The sequence below is a fragment of the Syntrophaceae bacterium genome, assembly GCA_013177825.1.
Lineage (GTDB): Bacteria > Desulfobacterota > Syntrophia > Syntrophales > PHBD01 > PHBD01.
This window is the reverse complement of sequence record JABLXX010000002.1, coordinates 462,101-482,017: the sequence shown is the minus strand read 5'-3', so window position 1 is coordinate 482,017 and position 19,917 is coordinate 462,101. Positions and strand designations below refer to the sequence as shown.

General features: G+C 63.4%; 22 protein-coding genes. 7 read left to right on the top strand and 15 right to left on the bottom strand.

The window, feature by feature from the left end; genetic code table 11:
• Window positions 1-140 precede the first annotated feature (140 nt).
• The 3 genes from HPY65_06955 (at window position 141) to HPY65_06945 (ending at window position 1,215) form a co-directional block, all read left to right on the top strand.
• Window positions 141-398, top strand: a complete 258-nt coding sequence (locus tag HPY65_06955; GenBank protein ID NPU84211.1) for a hypothetical protein — start codon at window positions 141-143, stop codon at window positions 396-398.
• Window positions 399-440: 42 nt separating this feature from the next.
• A complete protein-coding gene (locus tag HPY65_06950) occupies window positions 441-623 on the top strand; it encodes a hypothetical protein (GenBank protein ID NPU84210.1) in 183 nt (60 codons plus the stop codon).
• A gap of 310 nt (window positions 624-933) precedes the next feature.
• Entirely contained in the window at window positions 934-1,215 is a 282-nt protein-coding gene (locus HPY65_06945) for a hypothetical protein (protein ID NPU84209.1), read from the top strand.
• Between the two features lie 132 nt (window positions 1,216-1,347).
• Here the strand turns inward: HPY65_06945 and HPY65_06940 are convergent, their stop codons facing one another.
• From HPY65_06940 to HPY65_06920, 5 genes are all read right to left on the bottom strand, one after another.
• Window positions 1,348-2,088: a J domain-containing protein gene (locus tag HPY65_06940; protein ID NPU84208.1), complete on the bottom strand. Its 741-nt coding sequence runs from the start codon at window positions 2,086-2,088 to the stop codon at window positions 1,348-1,350.
• Between the two features lie 75 nt (window positions 2,089-2,163).
• Entirely contained in the window at window positions 2,164-3,429 is a 1,266-nt protein-coding gene (locus tag HPY65_06935) for an Nramp family divalent metal transporter (GenBank protein ID NPU84207.1), read from the bottom strand.
• A 171-nt stretch (window positions 3,430-3,600) separates the two neighbouring features.
• Window positions 3,601-4,338 (bottom strand): HEAT repeat domain-containing protein, encoded by a 738-nt coding sequence (locus tag HPY65_06930; GenBank protein ID NPU84206.1) that lies wholly within the window; start codon window positions 4,336-4,338, stop codon window positions 3,601-3,603.
• Window positions 4,339-4,476: 138 nt separating this feature from the next.
• Window positions 4,477-4,596, bottom strand: coding sequence for a lipoprotein (locus tag HPY65_06925; GenBank protein ID NPU84205.1), 120 nt, complete (start codon window positions 4,594-4,596; stop codon window positions 4,477-4,479).
• 276 nt (window positions 4,597-4,872) lie between these two features.
• On the bottom strand, window positions 4,873-6,054 hold the full coding sequence (locus HPY65_06920; protein ID NPU84204.1) for a cysteine desulfurase: 1,182 nt from the start codon (window positions 6,052-6,054) through the stop codon (window positions 4,873-4,875).
• Between the two features lie 176 nt (window positions 6,055-6,230).
• Here HPY65_06920 and HPY65_06915 point away from each other — a divergent pair, with 176 nt between their 5' ends.
• Window positions 6,231-6,749, top strand: a complete 519-nt coding sequence (locus tag HPY65_06915; protein NPU84203.1) for a GNAT family N-acetyltransferase — start codon at window positions 6,231-6,233, stop codon at window positions 6,747-6,749.
• 72 nt (window positions 6,750-6,821) lie between these two features.
• Here the strand turns inward: HPY65_06915 and HPY65_06910 are convergent, their stop codons facing one another.
• Window positions 6,822-7,523 carry an NAD-dependent deacylase gene (locus tag HPY65_06910; protein ID NPU84202.1) on the bottom strand — a complete coding sequence of 234 codons (702 nt, stop codon included), beginning with the start codon at window positions 7,521-7,523 and terminating at the stop codon, window positions 6,822-6,824.
• Window positions 7,524-7,544: 21 nt separating this feature from the next.
• Window positions 7,545-8,564: a (Fe-S)-binding protein gene (locus HPY65_06905; protein ID NPU84201.1), complete on the bottom strand. Its 1,020-nt coding sequence runs from the start codon at window positions 8,562-8,564 to the stop codon at window positions 7,545-7,547.
• A gap of 441 nt (window positions 8,565-9,005) precedes the next feature.
• Between HPY65_06905 and HPY65_06900 the strand changes: the two genes are divergently transcribed.
• Together HPY65_06900 and HPY65_06895 are read left to right on the top strand one after the other, a co-directional pair.
• Window positions 9,006-10,811, top strand: coding sequence for a long-chain fatty acid--CoA ligase (locus tag HPY65_06900; GenBank protein ID NPU84200.1), 1,806 nt, complete (start codon window positions 9,006-9,008; stop codon window positions 10,809-10,811).
• 36 nt (window positions 10,812-10,847) lie between these two features.
• Window positions 10,848-11,663, top strand: a complete 816-nt coding sequence (locus HPY65_06895; GenBank protein NPU84199.1) for an SDR family oxidoreductase — start codon at window positions 10,848-10,850, stop codon at window positions 11,661-11,663.
• Window positions 11,664-11,686: 23 nt separating this feature from the next.
• Here the strand turns inward: HPY65_06895 and HPY65_06890 are convergent, their stop codons facing one another.
• The 4 genes from HPY65_06890 to HPY65_06875 form a co-directional block, all read right to left on the bottom strand.
• The gene (locus HPY65_06890) at window positions 11,687-12,898 is read right to left on the bottom strand and encodes a transglycosylase (GenBank protein ID NPU84198.1); all 1,212 of its coding nucleotides are present in this window, start codon (window positions 12,896-12,898) and stop codon (window positions 11,687-11,689) included.
• Window positions 12,888-13,346, bottom strand: coding sequence for an N-acetyltransferase (locus tag HPY65_06885; protein NPU84197.1), 459 nt, complete (start codon window positions 13,344-13,346; stop codon window positions 12,888-12,890). The genes HPY65_06890 and HPY65_06885 overlap by 11 nt, the downstream gene beginning before the upstream one ends.
• Before the next feature lie 268 nt (window positions 13,347-13,614).
• A complete protein-coding gene (gene recN, locus HPY65_06880; GenBank protein ID NPU84196.1) occupies window positions 13,615-15,303 on the bottom strand; it encodes a DNA repair protein RecN in 1,689 nt (562 codons plus the stop codon).
• Window positions 15,304-15,327: 24 nt separating this feature from the next.
• Window positions 15,328-16,215: an NAD(+) kinase gene (locus HPY65_06875; protein ID NPU84195.1), complete on the bottom strand. Its 888-nt coding sequence runs from the start codon at window positions 16,213-16,215 to the stop codon at window positions 15,328-15,330.
• Between the two features lie 210 nt (window positions 16,216-16,425).
• On the opposite strand from HPY65_06875, the gene rdgC reads away from it, so the two are divergent.
• On the top strand, window positions 16,426-17,496 hold the full coding sequence (gene rdgC / locus HPY65_06870) for a recombination-associated protein RdgC (protein NPU84194.1): 1,071 nt from the start codon (window positions 16,426-16,428) through the stop codon (window positions 17,494-17,496).
• Window positions 17,497-17,509: 13 nt separating this feature from the next.
• Here the strand turns inward: rdgC and HPY65_06865 are convergent, their stop codons facing one another.
• From HPY65_06865 to HPY65_06850, 4 genes are read right to left on the bottom strand one after another with little or no spacing between them, the layout of a single operon-like run.
• A complete protein-coding gene (locus HPY65_06865) occupies window positions 17,510-17,665 on the bottom strand; it encodes a hypothetical protein (GenBank protein ID NPU84193.1) in 156 nt (51 codons plus the stop codon).
• A 60-nt stretch (window positions 17,666-17,725) separates the two neighbouring features.
• Window positions 17,726-18,520, bottom strand: a complete 795-nt coding sequence (locus HPY65_06860; protein ID NPU84192.1) for an energy-coupling factor transporter transmembrane protein EcfT — start codon at window positions 18,518-18,520, stop codon at window positions 17,726-17,728.
• Window positions 18,520-19,362 (bottom strand): ATP-binding cassette domain-containing protein, encoded by an 843-nt coding sequence (locus HPY65_06855; GenBank protein NPU84191.1) that lies wholly within the window; start codon window positions 19,360-19,362, stop codon window positions 18,520-18,522. Before HPY65_06855 ends, HPY65_06860 begins: the two co-directional genes overlap by 1 nt.
• A 16-nt stretch (window positions 19,363-19,378) precedes the next feature.
• Window positions 19,379-19,915, bottom strand: a complete 537-nt coding sequence (locus tag HPY65_06850; protein ID NPU84190.1) for a biotin transporter BioY — start codon at window positions 19,913-19,915, stop codon at window positions 19,379-19,381.
• Between the last annotated feature and the right edge of the window lie 2 nt (window positions 19,916-19,917).

Genomic DNA, 19,917 nt, shown 5'->3' with positions numbered 1-19,917 from the left:
CGGACCCCGGGGGAGAGGATCCGTCCCCGGGGGAAACAGAGGGAGTGCGCCTTCCCGGGCATACCCCGCAACGCCGGAACCAGGGGAAGGCATGCGCCCTCCCATCAAAATCCATTTCATGAAACCAAGGGGGTGAGACCATGCTCTTCATGATGATCTGTACCTGGGATCCCCAGGATGAACGGGAAGTCCGGACAAGAAGGGCCACCTGGGAATGGCCCCCGGATGTCAAGGTCATCTATGAGTTTTACGATCTCCAGGGCCTGCGGACGATCTACGTGGTCGACACGGACGCCAAGGGGCTCATCGCCGCCCGAGCGGCGTGGATCGACCTGCTCCAGTTCGAGATATTCCCCGTGTATCCTGTCGGGGAAACGAAAGGGAGGCTGTCCGGGTAAGGCGGTCGCAGACCCCGTCGCTCCGGAAAGGAGGAATGCGCCATGACGAATGTGGAATTGACGCCGGAAGAGGCGAAACTTCTTTTGGAGGTTCTGGAACGCTACTACCCGTCCCTCCGGATCGAGGTTGTAAACACGGACGACCGGGAGTTCCGACGGGCACTGAAAGCGAGAGAGGCCTTCATGAAGGACATGATCGTCCGGCTGAAGGAAGCGGGGGCCTGAATAATCAACGGGAAAGGGGGCGTTTTCAGCGCTCCCGCACATATCCCCGGGAACCGGAACGAAAGGGAGACGGCACCGACCGTTTCCCTTTTTTGCATCTCCGGACGGCGCCGCCCCTTCAGGGGCGTACCACCCGCCGTGATCAAACCTCATCCGGGTGTCCAGGCGGAAATATTTGATTCGTTTTACCGTTTCCAGTATGAGGAGATGTCGGCATCATCCGGAGGCGGATTCATCCGTACCGGTTTTGTCGATTCAATCCCCTCATCCGACGCCATGACGGCGAAACCGCGATACCAGGAGATATTCCATGACGCGCATCGACAACTTCTTCTCCCGCCACCTGCCCTGGTTCGTCGCCGGTCCGCCGCTGTTCGTCATCGCCGCCTTCCTGTTCAAGATCGTCACCGGGTACGACGGCGTCTGCCAGGGACAGGAAAGCGCCCGGGCGTGCGGTTTCATGGAGTACCTGGCCTTTCACTGGTCCCCCTTCGAACCGGCCAACATGGCGGCCTACGGCCTCGCGGGGCTGCTTTTTGCGGCCTGGCTGGCCGTGTGGATCCCCGTCCTGATGATCCGCCGCCGGCCCTGACGGACCTGCAATTCCCCACCGCGTCCCCCCACCCGGGAATCGCAATCTTCATCGGAACAGACCCGGGCGGCCTTTCGCAACAACTGCCGGGAACCATTCAACTCCATGAAATAAGGGAGGAAGCTGCGTGCTTCAGAGCACGCGCGTGCGCTGGAGCCGGGAGGGCTGGAGCCACTTGTTCCGGTATCCGTCATAGAACCATTTGTCCGGAAATCCCCGCTTCTTCAGGAATGTCGGGTTCTCCGTCCAGGTCAGGAGGTCCTCGTAGGCCGTGTGGATCCGGCGGAAGGCCTCGGCATCCCCCCCCCTATCGGGATGGTGGGCCTTGGCCTGCCTCCGGTAGGCGTTCTTGATGACCTCCTGGACGTCGGCGGATTCGAGGCTGGCCCGGTCCAGTTTCAGGTGGACCAGCGAGATGCCGCGGACGGCGGGAATCCGGATTTCCTCCGGCCGGAATGTCCCCGTCCAGTCGTTGCGGATGGCCTGTTCGAGAACCATCCGGGACGCCATGTAACGCTTGTTCGTCCGGCGCTTCTCGGCCCACCAGATGTCCCCCAGGAGGTTCGCCATGCGGCTGAAGGCATCTGCGGGATTCTGCCCGGGCGTGCGGGGGTGGAAGAAGCTGAAGACCTCGTTGGACCCGTAGGGCAGGAGGTCCATGATGATGAGCCGGTCGGAAAAATAGAACGTGGCATAGCGGGTATTCAGGGCCTGGATGAGGCCGGTTCTCATGTCCAGCTTCAAACGGAGGCGCAGCCGGCAGTCGGCGGAGCAGTACCGCTTCCGCCCCATGTTTTCCGTTGTCCCGCAGGACAGGCAGCGGTTGATTTTCTTCTCGTTTGCCTTCTTTTTGACCGGCACCAGCGCATTCATGGTTTGATTCTCCGGGCGCCCCTATAGCATAACCTTTCGACGGGGGAAAGCCCCGTCAAAATGGATTCCGCCCCCTCAGGAAAGCAGGGACAGCAGCAGGCGCACATTCAGATATGTCACGAGGAGACCGATCGCGGACAACCCCAGCGTGGTTCTCCGGGAGTTGGTGTGGCATCCCATCACGGTCCGGGATGCCGTCAGGCGGATCAGGAGAAGAATCGTGAATGGGAGCTGGAGGCTGAGCACCACCTGCGAGACGATCAACCCGCGAAAAGGGTCGCCAATGAAGAAGATGAGCCCCAGCGCCGCCGCCAGTGTGATTCCGATCCCCAGGCGGGTGTGGTTGTCCCGGATGTCGTAGGGCTCACCGGAAAGGCCCGCAACGATGGATCCGCCGGCCATGCCGGCGGTGATGCTCGAGGCGACGCCGGCGAACAGGAGTGCAACGGCGAAAACGACCGCTGCACCGCCGCCCAGCAGGGGTTCCAGCATCGTCTTCGCCTGCTGGAGCTCCCCCACAGCGGTTCCGTGGGCAAAAAACGTGGCGGCGGCAAGAAGAATCATCGCGCTGTTGATGGCCCAGCCCACGATCATCGAGAAGAGGGTATCGAAGTATTCATAATCGAGCTGGCGCCGGATGACCTCCTCGTCTTCCAGGTTCCACTGGCGGCTCTGGATGATCTCGGAGTGCAGGAACAGGTTGTGGGGCATGACCACGGCCCCGAGGACGCTCACGACGATCAGCATGGAGCCGTCGGGGATCTCCGGCCGGATCCAGCTCACGGCCGCCAGGCCCCAGTCGATTTTGACCAGGGTCAGCTCATAGACGAAAGACAGGCCGATGAGGGAGACGAAGCCGATGATGATTCGTTCCAGCCGCCGATAGGCGTTGGTATAGAGAAGAAAGGCGACCACGAGGAAGGTCAGGACCGCCCCGGCCTTCACCGGCAGGCCGAAGAGCATGTTCAGGGCGATGGCCCCTCCCAGGATCTCCGCCAGGGCGGTGGACACCGATGCTGCAACCGCCGTGGCCAGGACTCCCCGGGAGAGGGCGGGCTTCAGGTGCGCCGTCGCCGCCTCGGACAGGCACAGCCCGGTGGCGATTCCGAGGTGGGCGGCGTTGTGCTGCAGGAGGATCAGCATCCCCGTGGAGAGGGTCACCATCCAGAGCAGCGTATAGCCGTAAGTCGCCCCGGCGGCTACATTGGAGGCCCAGTTGCCCGGATCGATGAACCCCACCGTCACCAGCAGCCCCGGCCCGATGTACTTCAGGATCTCCAGGGCTCCCAGGCGGGGCCGGTGGAGATCCCGGCGGAACAGGTTCCGGAGGCGTTTCCACATGGCGGCTTCCTTCCGTCCGTGGCTCGGCAATGCATACAGCGGCAAGACCTTTTACAACTCGCTACGATATGAATATAATCTTCCAGCTGTAAGCATTCATCCTCATTCTTCCCCTGCCGTGATCTTCTTCCCGGGAAACTGGACCGGCTTTTGGGCAAGTCATGGGGGGCACTACTGCACATAAAAATCGACACAATATCTCAAACCAATTTCACGACCGTAAGAATCGTCCTTCTTCATCTCCTGGAGTGCTTTTATTGCTTCTGGGGTGCCGATGTCGCCGATCGCCTTGGCTGCCATATAGCGGTCATTGAAATTACCCACGCGGAATTGTTCCCTCAGGAATGCAAATTCACCCGCCGCACCGAGGGTACCGATAGCCGTCAAGGCACAGGACCTGAAAAACTGATCCTGATCCGATTGTGCATATTCCTTAAGCGACGGCATAGCCTTTGTATTGTTGGTATAGCCTAACTCAAGAACTTTCCAGAATGTTTCGCTATTCTTTTTTTCAAGTTCAGTTTTGATTTCGCTTTTCAACTGCTCCACCTTCTCGTCAGGGATGGAGAACTTGAAAACCTCTCGATTAATCTTTGAGGCGACTTCTTTAATGATGACAGATATTGGCGTATTGAAACAGGGTTCCTCGATCTCGTCCATGCTCCAAACGGGAACCTTTCCATTGTAAAAGTATGCCTTGATGGGTATTTTCTGGTCATTGTTAATGAGCACGCCGCTGAACAAATGGACGGATTCCCATGGTGAAAAGCCGGTGGCCCGCGTGTTGACGATCTGATATTTGAGGATCTCCAAGGTTATCCTTGCTGCATCTGTCTTCCCCACAATGCACTTCACGGGAATGGAACGATTATTCAATTCTTTTTCCAGGTTCTTGGCAAAATATCCCACGGGGTCTTCCATGTTTTTCAATTTGAGTGGAAAGTCAGTCATAACAGTTTTGCCACGAAGAAAAAGGATGTAAACAGCATCTGTACCGCTTCTCTTATCGACGATGTCTATCGCTACCTGTGAGACCTCTTGCCTACCTTAGTTGATGGATGAGAGAATGGGATCCTTGACTACTAAACTAAGACTGCATCCACTGACGAGTGCTACAGCAACGAGAATGACGATGATCTTGATAAATAGTATTCCTTTTTTCACCATGTCATGCTCCTTTCTGGACTAAGATGGATGATGAACAGGTCTCTTCCTTGAAATCTGCAACAAATCTTGTCCATCGTGACCCGCATTCTCATCATTTGCCATGAAGAGACAATTTGCTGCTGCTGAGAGGGTCCTTGATGCAGGCCGGACTGCAACCGTCCGCACGGATGGCCCCGGTGGCGCGGGGACGGCCTTTCACGGCGGCATGTCCGACGGAACAAGAAAAAAAAGAAATTGCGCCTCGTCCCCTGCCGCGGTCCTAATGGTCCCTCTTTCCTATCGGCAGCCCCGGCCGCCGAGGGTCGATTCCAGCTCGGCGATCCGGCGCAGTTTGTCGACGCTCTCGATGACGGCTGCGGAGGCGCGGCCGATCTCTTCCCCTGTGTTGCCCTTTCCCAGGCTGAACCGGACCGTCCCCGTCGCCCACTCCCGCGGGACCCCGAGGGCCTCGATGACGTGGGAGATCTTCACCGTCCCGGCGCCGCAGGCGGCTCCCGCGGAGACGGCGATTCCCCGGCCGTCCAGCTCCCGGACCAGTTCGTCCCCCTTGATCCCCCGGAAGGAGACATTGAGGATGTGAGGCAGGCGATGCACCGGGTGGGTGTTGACGCGGACATCCTCCACGGCATCCAGGAGCGCCCGCTCCAGCCGGTCCCGCAGGGCCCCGAGGCGGTCCAGATGAACGGCCATGTCCCGGAAGGCGATCTCGCAGGCCTTCCCGAGGCCTACGATGGCCGGGACATTCTCCGTCCCCGCCCGGCGCTCCGCCTCCTGATGACCGCCGAACTGAACCGCCTTCAGCGGGGTGCCCTTTCGGACATAGAGGGCCCCGACTCCCTTCGGGGCATGGATCTTGTGCCCCGCAATGGAGAGGAGATCCACCGCCAGGTCGGACACCTCGTAGGGAATCTTCCCAGCCGTCTGGACGGCGTCGGTATGCAGGAGAATGCCCCGCTCCCGGGCCAGGGCGCCGATGGCGGCGACGGGCTCGATGGCGCCGGTCTCGTTGTTCCCGTGCATGACGGAAACGAGGAAGGTTTGATCCGTCAGGGCCTTCCGGACGTCATCCGGGTCAACGAGGCCGTGGCCGTCTACGGGCACGCAGGTCACCCGGAATCCCCGCCCCTCGAGAAAGCGGCAGGCGTTCAGGACGGCCGGATGCTCGATGGAAGAGGTAACGATGTGGTTCTTTCCCTGCTCCCTCGCCCACGCCGTCCCCAGGATGGCGAGATTGTCCGCCTCGGTTCCCCCGCCGGTGAAAACGATCTCATCGGGGTCGGCGCCCAGAAGGCGGGCCACCTTCTCCCGGGCCTCATCCACGGCGCTCCGGGCCTCCCGGCCGAACCGGTGGATGCTGGAGGGGTTGCCGAAAACATTGGCAAAGTATCGCATCATCGCTGCCAGCACTTCCGCATCGACGGGAGTGGTGGCGCTGTGGTCCAGGTAGACGGGTTCCATGATCGCTCCTTCCTCGGAAATGAAGGCTGAAATTATAGACGGATCGCGCCTCTTTTCCCACCAAAAAAGCCTCCTCCTTGACGGACGGGCCGCTCTGTGGCAGGTTCCGGGGGCGGAGGGCCAAGCCATGGGATGTTCCGGCACCCGGCGGCCGCCACGGAAAGGATAATCGGGTCATGGACGATGGGAAGCCGTTCCGAATCGACGGGCTCATGGCGCGGGACATCCCGGACCTGCGGAAGATCATCGAGGCCTGGATCCGGAAGGACGGACAGCCCATCGCGGAGGAGATCGAGCAGACCGTGGCGGTCCTGAAGGCGGCGGCCGGAGGAAACGGCGACTTGTACCTCGTGGCCCGGGAGCCGGACGGGAAACCGGCCGGGGTCATGGGATGCGGAATGCCGGACGACCGTTTTCTGCCCTACCGGTCGTCGCCGCATGCCCGGGCAGCAGGTCTGAAGACGGCGTTCCTGTCGCCTGACGTCCGCGGGAGAGGCCTCGGGAAACAGCTCATGGAGTCCCTCTTCAAGGCGGCGGGGGAAGCGGGATGGACGGAAATGCTCTGGTCGAGCAATCCCCGCTACCGGAATACGGCCTGGAACTTCTACACCGTCCTGGCGGGGGAACCCGTGGGGATCCTGGAGGACTTTTTCGGGGTGGGCTCGCGGACGCCCGTCTGGCGGAAGCCCCTGTGATCATCGTTCGTGACGGAATGCCCGGGCCGGATCGCGTGCCGGCTTGGCCCATCCGGAACCGGCTCCCTTCCATCAACCCGCGAACAGGGCCGGCAGGACATCGCCCGCCTTTCCCCTGATCGATTCATGGTACACGGAAGACATCTCGCTCGCTTCCGGATTGATCTCGATGCACCGGGCCCCGCCGTCCCGGGCGGCCTGGGGAAACCCTGCAGCAGGCCAGACGACGCCGGAGGTTCCGATGCCGACGAAGAGGTCGCAGGACCGGATCGCCTGCACGGCCTGCCCCATGACGAAAGCGTCGAGCATGTCGCCGAACCAGGTGATGTCGGGCCTGAGCCAGTTTCCGCAATCCTCGCACCGGTATCGCCGGTAGGCCTCCCCGATGTCTTCCCGGATGCCATGCTGCGGGCACCTCAGGCGCCATAGGCTGCCGTGGAGCTCCAGGACCCGCCGGCTCCCCGCCCGCTGGTGCATGCCGTCGATGTTCTGCGTCACCACCGTCACCTGCGGGTGCTCTCCCTCAAGCCGGGTAACGGCTTCGTGGCCGGCATGGGGCTGGCAGGCCAGGACGGATTTCCGCCGCAATTCGTGAAAGCGGAGGACCTTTTCCGGATTGGCGTCGAAGGCCTCCTGGCAGGCGTATTCCTCCCAGCGATAGGATCTCCAGACGCCCCCGGCCCCCCGGTAGGTGGGGACGCCGCTTTCCGCGGACATCCCCGCCCCCGTGAAGAACAGGATATGGCGATGGTCTTCCGGACGAATCTTCTTCATGAACGGCTCCCCGGATACCCGTCAGCCGGCCTTGGGCGCTTCCCGTTGCAGATCCTCCCCCAGGGCCAGTCGGCAGAGGTCGCTCACCATGTACATCTCCAGGCCCGCCTCCCGGCAGGTCTTTTTCAGCGCGTCCAGGCACATGGGACACAGGAAAGCCATCGCCGAGGCCCCATGAGCCTTCGCGTCTTCGATGTTCAGGGTCTGGTAGCCGGGATACTTCTCCCCCCGCTGCATGAATCCCTTCATCGCCTGTCCGCAGCAGAGCGCCTCCTCCCGGTCGTACTTCCGGGCGACCCGCTCCACGCCGATGAGAGCGAAGATCTCGTCCAGGTAGGCCTCCTTGCCGGGTGTGCCCCGGGAGGCGCAGGGCCGCTGGTAGGCGACCTTCATGCCCAGCGGCCGGATCTCGGCCCGGCGCGCCTTCAGGGAGCGGGCGAGGAATTCGAAGAGGTGGGTCGCCTTGAAGGGCAGCGTCAGTCCCAGCCGCGGAACCCAGTCGGCCATGAGGGCGTAACAGTCGTCGTGGGCGAAGATCACCTCGTCCACGCCCAGGGCGGCATAGCGGTCCAGAAGCGGCTTGACGCCTTCGATCATGACCGTTTCGTTGCCCAGGTGGGGGAACAGGACATTGCAGAACCAGAAGCGGCCCTTGAGGACGTCGAGGCCGTCGAAGAGGGAACCCTTGAACGCCCAGGGCGCGATGGGCTCGATGGTGCAGACCGACAGGATGGGGGACTTCACCTTCGGCGGAGAAAAGCCTTCCGGTGCGGCGAATTTTCCCTTGATCGCCGCGAACAGGTTCGGGTCCACGTAATCTCCCAAGGCCTCCATTCTCTGGAGGATCAGGTCAAACGGACGGGCGTCCCGGGGACAGAACTCGTTGCAGGCAAAGCAGGTGATGCATTTCCGGAGCCAGTCGACGGGTTCCCCCTTCACCAGCTTCTCGAACTGCCGTCCACCCTCCTCACGATCGAAGTCGATATAGGCACAGCGCCCAAGGCACTCTCCACAGAAATCGCATTTCACCGGATCGAACATCTCGTCTCCCTTCTCGCCTGGTCCCGCCTTCCTTTGCGAAGGCGGGAATTGCGCGCATACGGTTCCGGGGGCCAATGCCCCGGCGGATATGTTCGGGCACGGAACGGCGCCGGCCCCCTGCCTGTACCGGTGGACTACCTCATTCCTCCCCCAAAGGTCAATTGCAATCCCTTCCGCGCCTGATATCGTCTTCATTCGGTCGGGACGGGAAAGCCCCGTACCATTGATTTTCGGAGCATGGACGAAAAATTCTACGCAGCGGAAGATGTTGATTGACAAATCAATCAATGTCTGGCAGTAACTATCGCCAAGTTCGGTTTTCCTTTGTCGTACCTTTTTCCAGTGTCCCTCGAAGCCATCCCGCCCGGGGTGGATCCGTTTCCGGGACCTTCATCGACAACGTACCGCCCCGGCGGGAAAAGATAGGGAAGGAGGAGCGCCATGAAGGCCAATCTGGCCCAGATCTTCAGAAACCAGTCATACAAATACGGAGACCGCCTCGCCATGGAGAAACGCAGGGGCGGCCGGTGGGAGGGATGGACCTGGCGGGAGTATTTCGAGGCATCCCGGGCCGTCGGCCTCGGCCTCCATATCCTGGGCGTCCGCAAGGGGGACCGGGTGGCCATCCTGAGCGAAAACCGCCTCGAGTGGGTCGCTTCCGACATGGGCAGCATCGGGATCGGGGCCTGCATGGTTCCACTCTACACGACCCTTCCGGCCCCGGAGATCGCCTACATCATCGGCAATTCCGAATCCCGGGTCTTCATCGCCGAAAACAGGACTGTGTCGGACAAGGCCCTCCAGGAGGCGCCGGGACTTCCAGCCCTGGAGAAGATTGTCGTCATCGACCCGGAGGGATGCGACCTGTCCAACCCCCTGCTCATGACGTTCGACGAGCTTCTCAAGCAGGGCCGCGATCTGGCCCGCCGCGAACCGAATCTCTTCGAGAGCCTTGGCGACGCCATCGACGTCGAGGACCTGGCGACGATCGTCTACACGTCCGGAACGACGGGGCACCCCAAGGGGGCCATGATCAGCCACAGCAATATCCTGGCGGTCTTCGACGCCCTCGACACCTGCGTCCCGGCCTTCGACACGGACGAAACGGTCCCGTTCCTGCCCCTGTCCCACGTGTTCGAGCGGATCGCCGGCCATTTTTACGGGATGAAGGTGGGCATCACAACCCACTATGCCCAGAGTTTCGACACGATCATCGACGACATCGCCGCAAAACGGCCCACCATCGTCCTGGCGGTGCCCCGGGTCTGCGAAAAGATCTACGCCCGGATCCTGGGCCAGGTCAAGGAAGAGCCCCCCTGGAAGCAGCGGGTGTTCCAGTGGGCGACGAAGGTCGGCGGGCAGGTGAGCATCCTGAAAGAGCGTGAGAAGCCTGTCCCCCTGTTCCTGGACTTCCAGTATCGCCTCGCCTACCGGCTCGTCTACCGGAAGCTGAATGAGCGGCTGGGAGGCCGGGTCCGCTGGATGACCGCCGCCGGTGCGCCCCTGTCCCGGGAGATCGCCGATTTCTTCAACTCCGCCGGCGTCTTCGTCATCGAGGGATACGGCATGACGGAGAGCACCGCCCCCATCAGCCTGAACGTCATCGGCAGCTATCGCCACGGCACGACCGGTCGCCCCCTGCCCTGCAACGAGGTCAAGATCGCACCGGACGGCGAGATCCTGGTGAAGGGCGGAAACATCATCAGCGGATACTGGCGGATGCCGGTGCAGACAAAGGAGGCCTTCACCGATGACGGCTGGCTCATGACAGGGGACATCGGCAGACTCGACGAGGAGGGGTTTCTGATCATCACCGACCGGAAGAAAGACCTCATCATCACCGCCGGCGGAAAGAACATCGCCCCGCAGAACATCGAGGGGCTCTTCATGAAGGACCCCCTCTTCGAACACGTCGTAAGCATCGGCGACCGCCGGAAATACCTCACGGCCATCATCACGCTCAACCTGGCAGAGGCGGCCCGCCTGGCGAAAGAGGAGGGGTTGGCCTTCGCGAAACCGGAAGATCTCTATGACAATCCGGGATTCGGCCGGATCGTCGACCGGCACGTCCAGGCGGTGAACGAACACCTGGCGCGGGTCGAGACGATCAAGTATTATCGCATCCTCCGCCACTCCTTTTCGGAACAGACGGGCGAGCTGACGCCGTCCCTCAAGATCAAACGGAAAGTGATCCAAGAGAAGTACCGGGACGTCATCGAGGAAATGTACCCCGCCGGAGGCGACTGATCCGGGTTCCATCCCGGAACGGGAGAGGAGGCAGCCATGAAAGAGCTGAAGGGAAAGACCGCCGTCGTGACGGGCGCCGGCATGGGTATGGGGCTGGACCTTTCGAGGAAGCTCCTCCAGGAGGGCTGCTCCGTGGCCCTGGTGGACGTCAGGCCGGAAAGCCTGCAGGCCGCGGAGAAGGAACTCCGCCACCTCGGGCCTTGCCGGGGCTACGTCTGCGACATCTCCGACCGGCAGGCCGTTTACGATCTGGCTCATAAAATCGAGGCGGACATGGAGCCTCCGGCCATCCTGGTGAACAACGCCGGCATCGTCACCGCCGCGCCGCTCCTGGACCTGGACGACGCCGCCATCGAGCGGATGATCCGGGTCAACCTGACGGCGCTCTTCTGGACCTGCAAAGCCTTCCTGCCGGCCATGCTGCGCCGCGGAGAGGGACACATCGTCAACTTCGCCTCCGCCGGGGGCATCCTGGCGATCCCGAACCTCTCGGCTTACTGCGCCAGCAAATTCGGTGTCATCGGCTTCACCGACAGCCTGCGGCAGGAGATGCGAAAGCTGCGAGCCGGCATCGGCGTCACGGTGGTCTGCCCGAATACCGTCAATACGGGAATGTTCGAGGGCTCGAAGATGGTGGCGGGAACGCAGATGCTGAAACCCGGGGACGTGACGGCCCGCGTGGTGGAGGCGATCCGGCGGAACCGGGCCATGGTGGCCGTCCCGTCGGTGCCCGTGAAGTTCGTAACGCCGCTGATGAAGGTGCTCCTGCCGATCAAGGCCATGGACTGGCTGAACGCAGCCCTGGGGATGGCCGACGCCAACGACACCTGGACAGGGCGCTCCCGGCACTGATCGACGGCGGAGCGATCGTCTGCTCAGCGGGGCCGTTTGGGAATCAGGAAGTAAAGCTCCCCTTTTTCCTTGAGGCTGCCCGCCATCCGGCCCGCCTCGTCCCCGGCGCCGCAGAAAAGATCCACCCGCCCCGGCCCCTTGATGGCGGCCCCGGCATCCTGCGCCACGACGATCCGCGAAAACGGCGTCCAGCGGATTCTCCCTGTTTCATCCGTTACCGGTTTGCGGAGCCGGATGAAGGATACCGCCCCGGGAGGAAAGCATCCCGCGTCCACGGCGATGGAACGACCCGCCGTGACGGGCACTCCAAGGGATCCCACCGGCTCCCCCTCCAGCACCCGGAAAAAGATGTACCGTTCGTTCTCGTTGAAGATTTCCTGCCGCTCTTCCGGGTGATTGTCCAGATAGTTCCGGATCGTGGCGTGGGAAAGGTTCCCCGCCGGTATCATCCCCCGGTTCGCCATGAAAGGGCCGATGCTCCGGAAGGGGCGGCCGTTGGAGGCGGCATACCCCACCGTCAGGATGCCGCCGTCGGGCAGGCGGATCGTTCCCGATCCCTGGATGTGGAGAAAGAAGAGTCCCGTGGGATCTTCCACCCAGGCGATCTCCAATCCCCGGTCCTGGAGCACTCCTTCTCCGTCGATTGCCTTCCGGCTCCACGACCGGGACGGCTTTCCGTTCCCGTTGCCCGGCCGGCCGCTCCCACCCAGGACTTCCTGCGGCGGTCCGTAAATCGGATGGCGGAAGCGTTCCGTCCGGAACCGGGATCCCGTAAGCTCGGGAACGTAATACCCGGTAAAAAGCACGGTGCCCCGCCCGTCGAGTCCGGATGCCCGGTACAGGTGAAACCGCCCGGCAATCCTTCCCCGCTTCTCCTCCGGCGAACCTTCCGCCTGCAGGATCTCCAGGAGTTCCCGCAGGGCTTCCTTCATCTCCTGCGGCGAAAAGGACTCCGCACCGATGCGGACAGGGCCGACGCCGGGGCGGTCGTAATAGTCCAGGCTTCTCCCGATGGCGAGTTTCAGGGAAGGAAAATCCAGGTCATCGTCCAGGACGGCGAGGGTGTCCCAGGATACGGGCACCAGGGCTGGGGAGCCGAAGGCCTGAGCGGGCGGGGCTCCCGGCGGAGGGGACAGCGCCTGCGCCTCCTTCCGGGCGCTGCAGGCGGCCAGAGCGGCGGACACGAGCACGCACAAGAGGACGAACCGGATGCTCCGGCAGCAATCAGAGTTCAATGATCATCGCCACTTCGTCACAGTAATCGGGATATTTCGGACAGCGAAAACAGTCCGACCAGATCTTCTCGGAGAGGTTCTGGCGCTCGACCTCCCGGAAACCGAGGGCTCGGAAGAATTCCGGCCTGTACGTCAAGGTGAAGATGCGGAAGAGTTCCAGCGTAATGGCCTCGGAGATGCAGGCTTCCACCAGCATCCGTCCGATGCCGCGCTTGCGGCCCCTTTCCTCGACATAGAGGGAGCGAACCTCCGCCAGGTTCTCCCAGATGATGTTCATGGCGCAAACTCCCACCAGCGTTTCCCCGTCGTCCTCGAGATAGACGAAGAAATCCCGGATGTTCCCGTAGATGTCCATGAGCGACCGGGGGAGCATTTCCCCCTGTCCGGACGAGACGTTGATCATCCGGTGAATCGTCCGTACATCGCTGATGCGGGCCTTTCTCAGCATGTCCGCCCTCCCGGCCCGGCTGCGCGATAGGGGGCCGCTACTTCGTTTTTTTCAGTGTTCCGTCCTGGCCCTTCGGCGCCTCCTTCCGGCGCAGCCTCAGGCTCTCCTTCCGCCGCTTCCGGCGCCGGTCCAGTTCCTTCCTGCGCTCGGATTTCTTGTGTCTGCCCATGAAACCCCCTCCCGCAAAGTTTGTTCCGGTCCGCATGCCGTTCGGAAAACCGTGATCTTCTACCATGCGAAGCCGCCCTTGTAAACCTCCGGCAGCAATTCAAGAGGTCCCCCCGGCGGCACGGCCCAGCATCTCGCGGGCATGGGCCCGGGTCTTCTCGGTGATCCGCACGCCTCCCAGCATCCGGGCCACCTCCTCCAGGCGCTCCGCCTCGGTAAGGACCTCCACCCGGGAGGCCGTCCGCTCTTCCGCGAGGGCCTTGGATACCCGGAAATGCCGCTGGGCGAAACAGGCGATCTGGGGCAGGTGGGTGATGCAGACGACCTGGTGCCGTCCGGAGACTTCCCGGATCCGCTCTCCCACCACTTCCGCCGTCGCCCCGCCGATCCCGCTGTCCACCTCGTCGAAGACGATGGTCCCCACGGACCCGCCGCGGACCAGGACTTTCTTCATCGCCAGGATGATGCGGGAAAGCTCGCCGCCGGAGGCGATCCGGTGCAGCGGCTTCGGCTCCTCCCCGACGTTGGTGGACAGGAGGAACTCCACGTCGTCCCAGCCACGCGGACCGACCGCCGGCGCCTCCCCGTTCCCGGCCGGACGGAACAGAATCTCGAACTGCGCGGGATCCATCCGGAGGGAGCGGATCTCCTCCTCCAGGCTTTGCTGAAGGCCCGGCGCGCCCTGCCGGCGCCGTTCCGACAGCATCTGCGCCCTCTCCTCCAGTGCTCCGCGCAGGCGCGTCTCCTCGTGGGCCAGCCGCTCCGCGTCCTCCTCGACCCGGGAGATGGCCAGGAGTTCCTGTTCCATCTCGTCCGCCCGGCCCAGGATCGCCGCTTCGTCGCCGTCGTATTTGCGTTTGAGCCTGCGGAGCAGCTCGAGGCGCTCCTCGACGGCTTCCATGCGCCCCGGATCGACGGTCAGCCCGTCGCGGTACACCCGGAGGGTCGCGGCCGCCTCTTCAAGACCGTAATAGAACGAATCCAGGTTGGCCTCGGAAAGGTCGAAGGCGCCGTCGATCCGCCGGATCTCCCGGACGTCAGCCATGATCCCGCGGAGGACATCGAGGACGGCTCCGTCCCGTCCGTGCAGGCTCTCATGGGCCCGCCCCGCCAGCTCCTGCAGCTTCCGGACGTTCCCAAGTACCTGCCGCTCGTTTTTGAGGGCCGCCTCCTCCCCGGACGACAGTCCCGCCTCCCGGATCTCCCGGATCGAGAAACGAAGCCATTCCTCCCGCTCCAGTCGCCGCCGGCGGACCCCCTCGATCTCCCGGAGCCGGGCCAGGACTCCCTGGTATTCGTCGTACAGGAGCCCGAAGGCCTCCCGCTCCTCCGCCAGGCCGGCATAGGCGTCCAGGAGATCCAGGTGCCGGTCCGGGTTCAGGAGAACCTGGTGCTCGTGCTGGCTGCAGATGTCCACCAGGCACTCTCCCAGCGCCGCCAGCATGGACAGGCTCACCGGGTGCCCGTTGACATGGATGCGGTTCTTCCCGCCACGGGAAACGCTGCGCCGGATCACCAGTTCCTCCGCCGGATCCAGTCCCATCCCGGCCATCCGCTTCAAAAGCTCCCCGTTGTTCCGGACCTGGAAGACCGCCTCCACCACGGCCGCGTCCGCGGCGGTCCGGATCATCTCGGCGGAGGCCCGGTCGCCCAGGAGAAGGCTCAAGGCCCCGACGATGATGGACTTGCCGGCCCCCGTCTCGCCGGACAGGACATTCAGGCCCGGATGAAACGAGATTTCCAGCGCGTCGATGATGGCGAAGTTCTGGATGCTGAGCTCGGCAAGCATGGTCCCTGTTCAGGGCTCTCCCGGCTACGGTAGGGGTTTCTCTCGCCCCGGTCCCACTCCCCACCCCAGCTTGGTCCGCAGAATCTCCAGGTAATCCCGGTGGGGGGAGGCGACAAGGGTCGTTACGAAGGGCGACTTCTGGACCGTGACGGAGTCCCCGGCCCTCAAGGTAAAGGTGGTCTGGCCGTCCAGGCTGACAGTGGCCCCGGCCTCTTTCGTCCACAGGGTGACCTTCATCACCGCCGAATCGGGCAGGATGATGGGCCGGTTGGACAGGGCATGGGGACAGATCGGATTGAGGATGATCGAGTCCTGGTCGGGAAAGACGATGGGCCCCCCCGCCGAGAGGGAATAGGCCGTGGAGCCCGTCGGGGTGGCGAGGATGAGCCCGTCGGCCTTGAAGGTCGTGAGAAAGCGGTCGTTCACCGCCGTCTCCAATTCGACGATGCGGGACAGGTCGGCCCGGTTGATGACCACGTCGTTGAGGATGTGGCTTTCCCGGACGGGGTCCCGTCCCTGGCGGCGGATGAGGACGTCGAGCATCATCCGCTTCTCAATGGAGAAATCCCCCCGGAGGATCTGGTCGAGGGCCTCGGTCATCTCGTTGAGGTTCACTTCCGTCAGGTATCCCAGTCCGCCCGTGTTGATCCCCACGATGGGAATGTCGAACTCCGCCACCGAGCGAGCCGTCCGGAGCATGGTCCCGTCGCCGCCGAACACGACCAGGAGGTCCGCCCGGGCGGCCAGTTCCTTCCGGGAACAGCCGGTGGCGCCGGCCATTTTCTCGGCGATCCCCTCGTCGAGGAATACCTCCAGACCCCGCTCACGGAGCCAGTCCTTGAGCTGGGCGACATACTCGGGCGATCGTTCCTTGTCGGTGTTGGCGATGATGCCGATTTTCCGGATGGCCATAGGGCTCTAAACTCCGATCCTATCGGAAAGATTGGGTGAATCGCTATCACAAAAGCGGCCTGTTGTCCACGGGCAATTCACCTTGAGCACGCGCCTTGACACGCGGCAGGCTGTGCGCTACAGAGGCACCCGGCCGGTCTGTCCGGCCCTCCGGGACAACCCGCGGCATTCCCGCCGACCCGTCCCGGCCATTTCACCCCGGAGGTTCCCATGCCCATCCAGAAAGGTCCCCTCACTTTTTCCCTGTTCCGGCCAACCCGCGAGGCCCCCGCACCCCCGGACCCGGAAGTCCTGACGGACCGGCTGCGGTCCTTCTCCTTCCGGGAGGCCGTCTCCCGCTCGGAGGAAAAAACGATCGGCTGGACCGGCCTGGAGGACATCCTGGATCGGGATTTCAGCCGTTATCCCCCCGTGCGGGGGCACTTGGCCCTGTTCTGCCTCCGGATCGACCGGAAACAGATTTCCCCCGCCCTGCTCCGCTTCCGGACCCTCGAGGCCCAAAGGCGCGTCAAGGAAGAAAACAAGCAGGAGCGCCTCAGCCGCCACCAGCAGGGCTTGCTCCGGGAGACGGTCCGGGAGGAGCTCCTGGCCGGCGCCCCGGCTGTCCCCGCCCTGTATGAGGCCTGCTGGTTCCTCCCGGAGAAACGGGTCCTCTTCTGCACGCATACGGACAAGATCTGCGACGATTTCACACTGCTCTTCCGTGACACCTTCTCCACGATCCTCGAACCCTACAACCCCTGGGACGAAGCCGCGGCGGCCCTCGGCCCCGAGGGACCGGCTCCCTTTTCCCTGGGCCGGGAATTCCTGACGTGGCTCTGGTTCAAAAGCGAGGAGCGGGCCGGCACCATCGCCCTGAACAGCAAGGAGGAGGTGGAACTGGCATTCATCCGGCGCGTCGTCCTCGAGGGCGGCGAGGGGGACTATGCGGAAACGGTGGTCTGCCACGGACTGAACGCAGAGCTGAAGGAAGGCCGGGAGGCCCTCCGGCGCGGCAAGAAGATCCGGGAGGCCCGCCTGTCTCTGAGGCAGGATGCGGACGTCTGGGAGTTCACCTTCAAGGCGGACCGGTTCCGTTTCCAGTCCATGAAACTCCCGGCCGACTCGGAGGAGGAGACGGGGATGAAGGACGAGGCGGGACGGCTCCTGGAGCGCATCCACCTTACGGAGCAGGCCGTCGCCGTCATGGAGCGTCTCTTCGCCCTCTTCTTCGCCATCCGCCGGACCCCCGCCTGGACGGCCGAGGAGATCCCCCGGATGACCCGCTGGCTCCAGCCATAGCGAGCCACGCTCGCTAGCGGAAACCCTCCGCCCTTACCTGATCGGGGCCATTCGTTTCGTAACGGAACGTGCTTCCGGTACCGAGCCGTCTGTACACATGCTTCTGCGGCGCAAGGGCAAGAACGATCGCCAGGGCGGCGTTCCCCACGCAAATTCGCACGGTTCTCATGCAGCGCCTCCCGTTTCGCCCATTCCTTTCCCGTCCGGACTTGACGACGGGAATAGAGAGTCAGAGCAACCCCGCCACCAGAACCATGCCCGAAAACACCGTGAGAATAACCAGGGCGGCATAATCCGGCCGGGCCATGCGCAGCTCCCGGAGTCCCGTCCGGGGCCCCCGGGCGTAGCCCCGGGCCTCCATGGCCTCCGCGAGATCGTCGGCCCTTCGCGCCGCTCCCAGCAGGAGAGGCACCAAAAGGGATGCCGCGGTCTTTACCCTGTGGACAGATCCTCCCCGCCGCCAGTCGGCCCCCCGGGCGAGGCGGGCCGTCTTCAGCTTTTCCATTTCCTCCAGGAAGGTCGGCAGAAACCGCAGGGCCAGGGAGACCATGATCGCCAGGTCCTGTGTGGGAACGCGGAGAACTTTCAGCGGGCTCAGGATATTCTCCAGGGCGGCGACCAGGTCGGACGGTCCGGTCGTCATGGTCAGCAGAACGCCCATGGAAACCAGGGCGAAGAACTGCCAGACGACGAATCCGCCCTGACGCAGTCCCTCCCGGGTGATCCGGAACGGCCCCGCGGAAAGGGACACCAGGGCCTCTCCGTCGGTAAAGAAAAGATGGATGAGAAACAGGAGTGCGGCGAAGACCATCAGGGGCTTCAGGGCGTCCAGGATATGGCGCGGCCGCAGGCCGGAAAGACCCGTCAGGACCAGGAGGAGAAGCGTGACCAGGGTCGCCGCCCCTGCGGACGCCCGGAATGAGAGGACGCCGAGGACGACGACGGAGACGATCTTGACCCGCGGGTCGAGGCGGTGGAGGGACGAGTCGCCGGGGACGAAGAGGCCGAACCGGAAATGCTTCATTACGGGCGTTCTCCGGGATGCCGGGCAAGGCAGGCATCGATCTCCCGGCAGGCCTCCGGGACGGACAGGACGTTTGCGTTTACCCCCCACCCGAGGTTTTTCAGCTCCGCCATCAGGACCGCAACGGGGGGGGCCTCCAGCCCGGGGAATCGCCCCGACGCCAGAACGGCGCAGGCGGCCTCCGGACTGTCGTCCAGGGCGATCGATCCCCGCTCCATGACCAGGAGCCGGTCGGCGTCCGCTACGTTGCCGATGCTGTGCGTCACGTGGAGAATGCCCATGCCCTGGCTGTGGAGCCCCGCGATGAGGTCGAGGACTCGCCGCCGGGAGACGGGATCGAGATAGGCAGTCGGCTCGTCAAAGGCGATGAAGCGCGGTTTCATGGCCAGGACCCCGGCGATGGAAACGAGCCGCTTCTCTCCGCCGGAAAGCGTATGGGGAGCCCGCGATTCGTACCCCTCCAGCCCCACCCGGGCCAAGGCATCCGCCACGCACTCCCGGACCTCCCGGGGCGGCAGGGCCAGATTGGCCGGGCCGAAGGCCACGTCCTCCTCCACGGTCATGCCTACGATCTGGTGATCCGGGTTCTGGAACACCATGCCCACGGCCCGGCGGATCCCGCGCTGCGAGGAAGCGTCCCGGGTATCGAGACCGTCCACGGTCACGGTCCCCTCCGTCGGAACGAGGAGGGCGTTCAGATGCTTCAGGAGCGTGCTCTTCCCGCAGCCGTTGTGCCCGGCCAGGGCGACGTATTCTCCCTCGCCGAGGCGGAGGTCCACGTTACGGAGGACCTCCGGACCGTCCTCCCCGTAGCGAAATGAAACCTTGTTCAGAACGATCATCGTTTTCCCAACCCCTTCAAAGTTTCAGGTAGCGCCGGATCCGCACGGTGATCAGGGCCGCAACAACCATCTTCACGGCGTCCCCCGGCAGGGGGGGCAGGACGCCCACAATCAGGGCCTTGCGAAGGCCGAGTTTGGCCACGTACATCAGCTGAATCACGCCGCACGCATAGATCACGACCAGCCCCGTGAACATGCAGACGAGAAGCACGAAGAACCCGGGCTTGACCCGGGGGTCCGCCAGCCGGCCCAGGACATAGGCGCCGAGGACGAATCCGATCAGATATCCTCCGGTCGGCCCGAGGAGGACCCCCGCCCCGGCCTTTCCCCCGGCGAAGACGGGCAGGCCGATGACGCCCAGCAGGATGTAAACCACCTGACTCATGGCCCCCAGGTATCCTCCCAGGAGGGATCCCGACAGGAAGACAAAAAAAGTCTGCATCGTCACCGGCACCGGGGGCAGGGGAATCATGATGTAGGCCCCCAAGGCCGTCAGGGCGCCGAACATTGCGGCATAGGCCATGCCGCGGAGCGAGGTTTCGCGTTTTGCCATTG

Coding starts and splice junctions, on each gene's coding strand:
- HPY65_06955 (NPU84211.1), top strand. CDS start 141: ATGCTCTTCATGATGATCTGTACCTGGGATCCCCAGGATGAACGGGAA.
- HPY65_06950 (NPU84210.1), top strand. CDS start 441: ATGACGAATGTGGAATTGACGCCGGAAGAGGCGAAACTTCTTTTGGAG.
- HPY65_06945 (NPU84209.1), top strand. CDS start 934: ATGACGCGCATCGACAACTTCTTCTCCCGCCACCTGCCCTGGTTCGTC.
- HPY65_06940 (NPU84208.1), bottom strand. CDS start 2,088: ATGAATGCGCTGGTGCCGGTCAAAAAGAAGGCAAACGAGAAGAAAATC.
- HPY65_06935 (NPU84207.1), bottom strand. CDS start 3,429: ATGTGGAAACGCCTCCGGAACCTGTTCCGCCGGGATCTCCACCGGCCC.
- HPY65_06925 (NPU84205.1), bottom strand. CDS start 4,596: ATGGTGAAAAAAGGAATACTATTTATCAAGATCATCGTCATTCTCGTT.
- HPY65_06920 (NPU84204.1), bottom strand. CDS start 6,054: ATGGAACCCGTCTACCTGGACCACAGCGCCACCACTCCCGTCGATGCG.
- HPY65_06915 (NPU84203.1), top strand. CDS start 6,231: ATGGACGATGGGAAGCCGTTCCGAATCGACGGGCTCATGGCGCGGGAC.
- HPY65_06910 (NPU84202.1), bottom strand. CDS start 7,523: ATGAAGAAGATTCGTCCGGAAGACCATCGCCATATCCTGTTCTTCACG.
- HPY65_06905 (NPU84201.1), bottom strand. CDS start 8,564: ATGTTCGATCCGGTGAAATGCGATTTCTGTGGAGAGTGCCTTGGGCGC.
- HPY65_06900 (NPU84200.1), top strand. CDS start 9,006: ATGAAGGCCAATCTGGCCCAGATCTTCAGAAACCAGTCATACAAATAC.
- HPY65_06895 (NPU84199.1), top strand. CDS start 10,848: ATGAAAGAGCTGAAGGGAAAGACCGCCGTCGTGACGGGCGCCGGCATG.
- HPY65_06885 (NPU84197.1), bottom strand. CDS start 13,346: ATGCTGAGAAAGGCCCGCATCAGCGATGTACGGACGATTCACCGGATG.
- recN (NPU84196.1), bottom strand. CDS start 15,303: ATGCTTGCCGAGCTCAGCATCCAGAACTTCGCCATCATCGACGCGCTG.
- HPY65_06875 (NPU84195.1), bottom strand. CDS start 16,215: ATGGCCATCCGGAAAATCGGCATCATCGCCAACACCGACAAGGAACGA.
- rdgC (NPU84194.1), top strand. CDS start 16,426: ATGCCCATCCAGAAAGGTCCCCTCACTTTTTCCCTGTTCCGGCCAACC.
- HPY65_06865 (NPU84193.1), bottom strand. CDS start 17,665: ATGAGAACCGTGCGAATTTGCGTGGGGAACGCCGCCCTGGCGATCGTT.
- HPY65_06860 (NPU84192.1), bottom strand. CDS start 18,520: ATGAAGCATTTCCGGTTCGGCCTCTTCGTCCCCGGCGACTCGTCCCTC.
- HPY65_06855 (NPU84191.1), bottom strand. CDS start 19,362: ATGATCGTTCTGAACAAGGTTTCATTTCGCTACGGGGAGGACGGTCCG.
- HPY65_06850 (NPU84190.1), bottom strand. CDS start 19,915: ATGGCAAAACGCGAAACCTCGCTCCGCGGCATGGCCTATGCCGCAATG.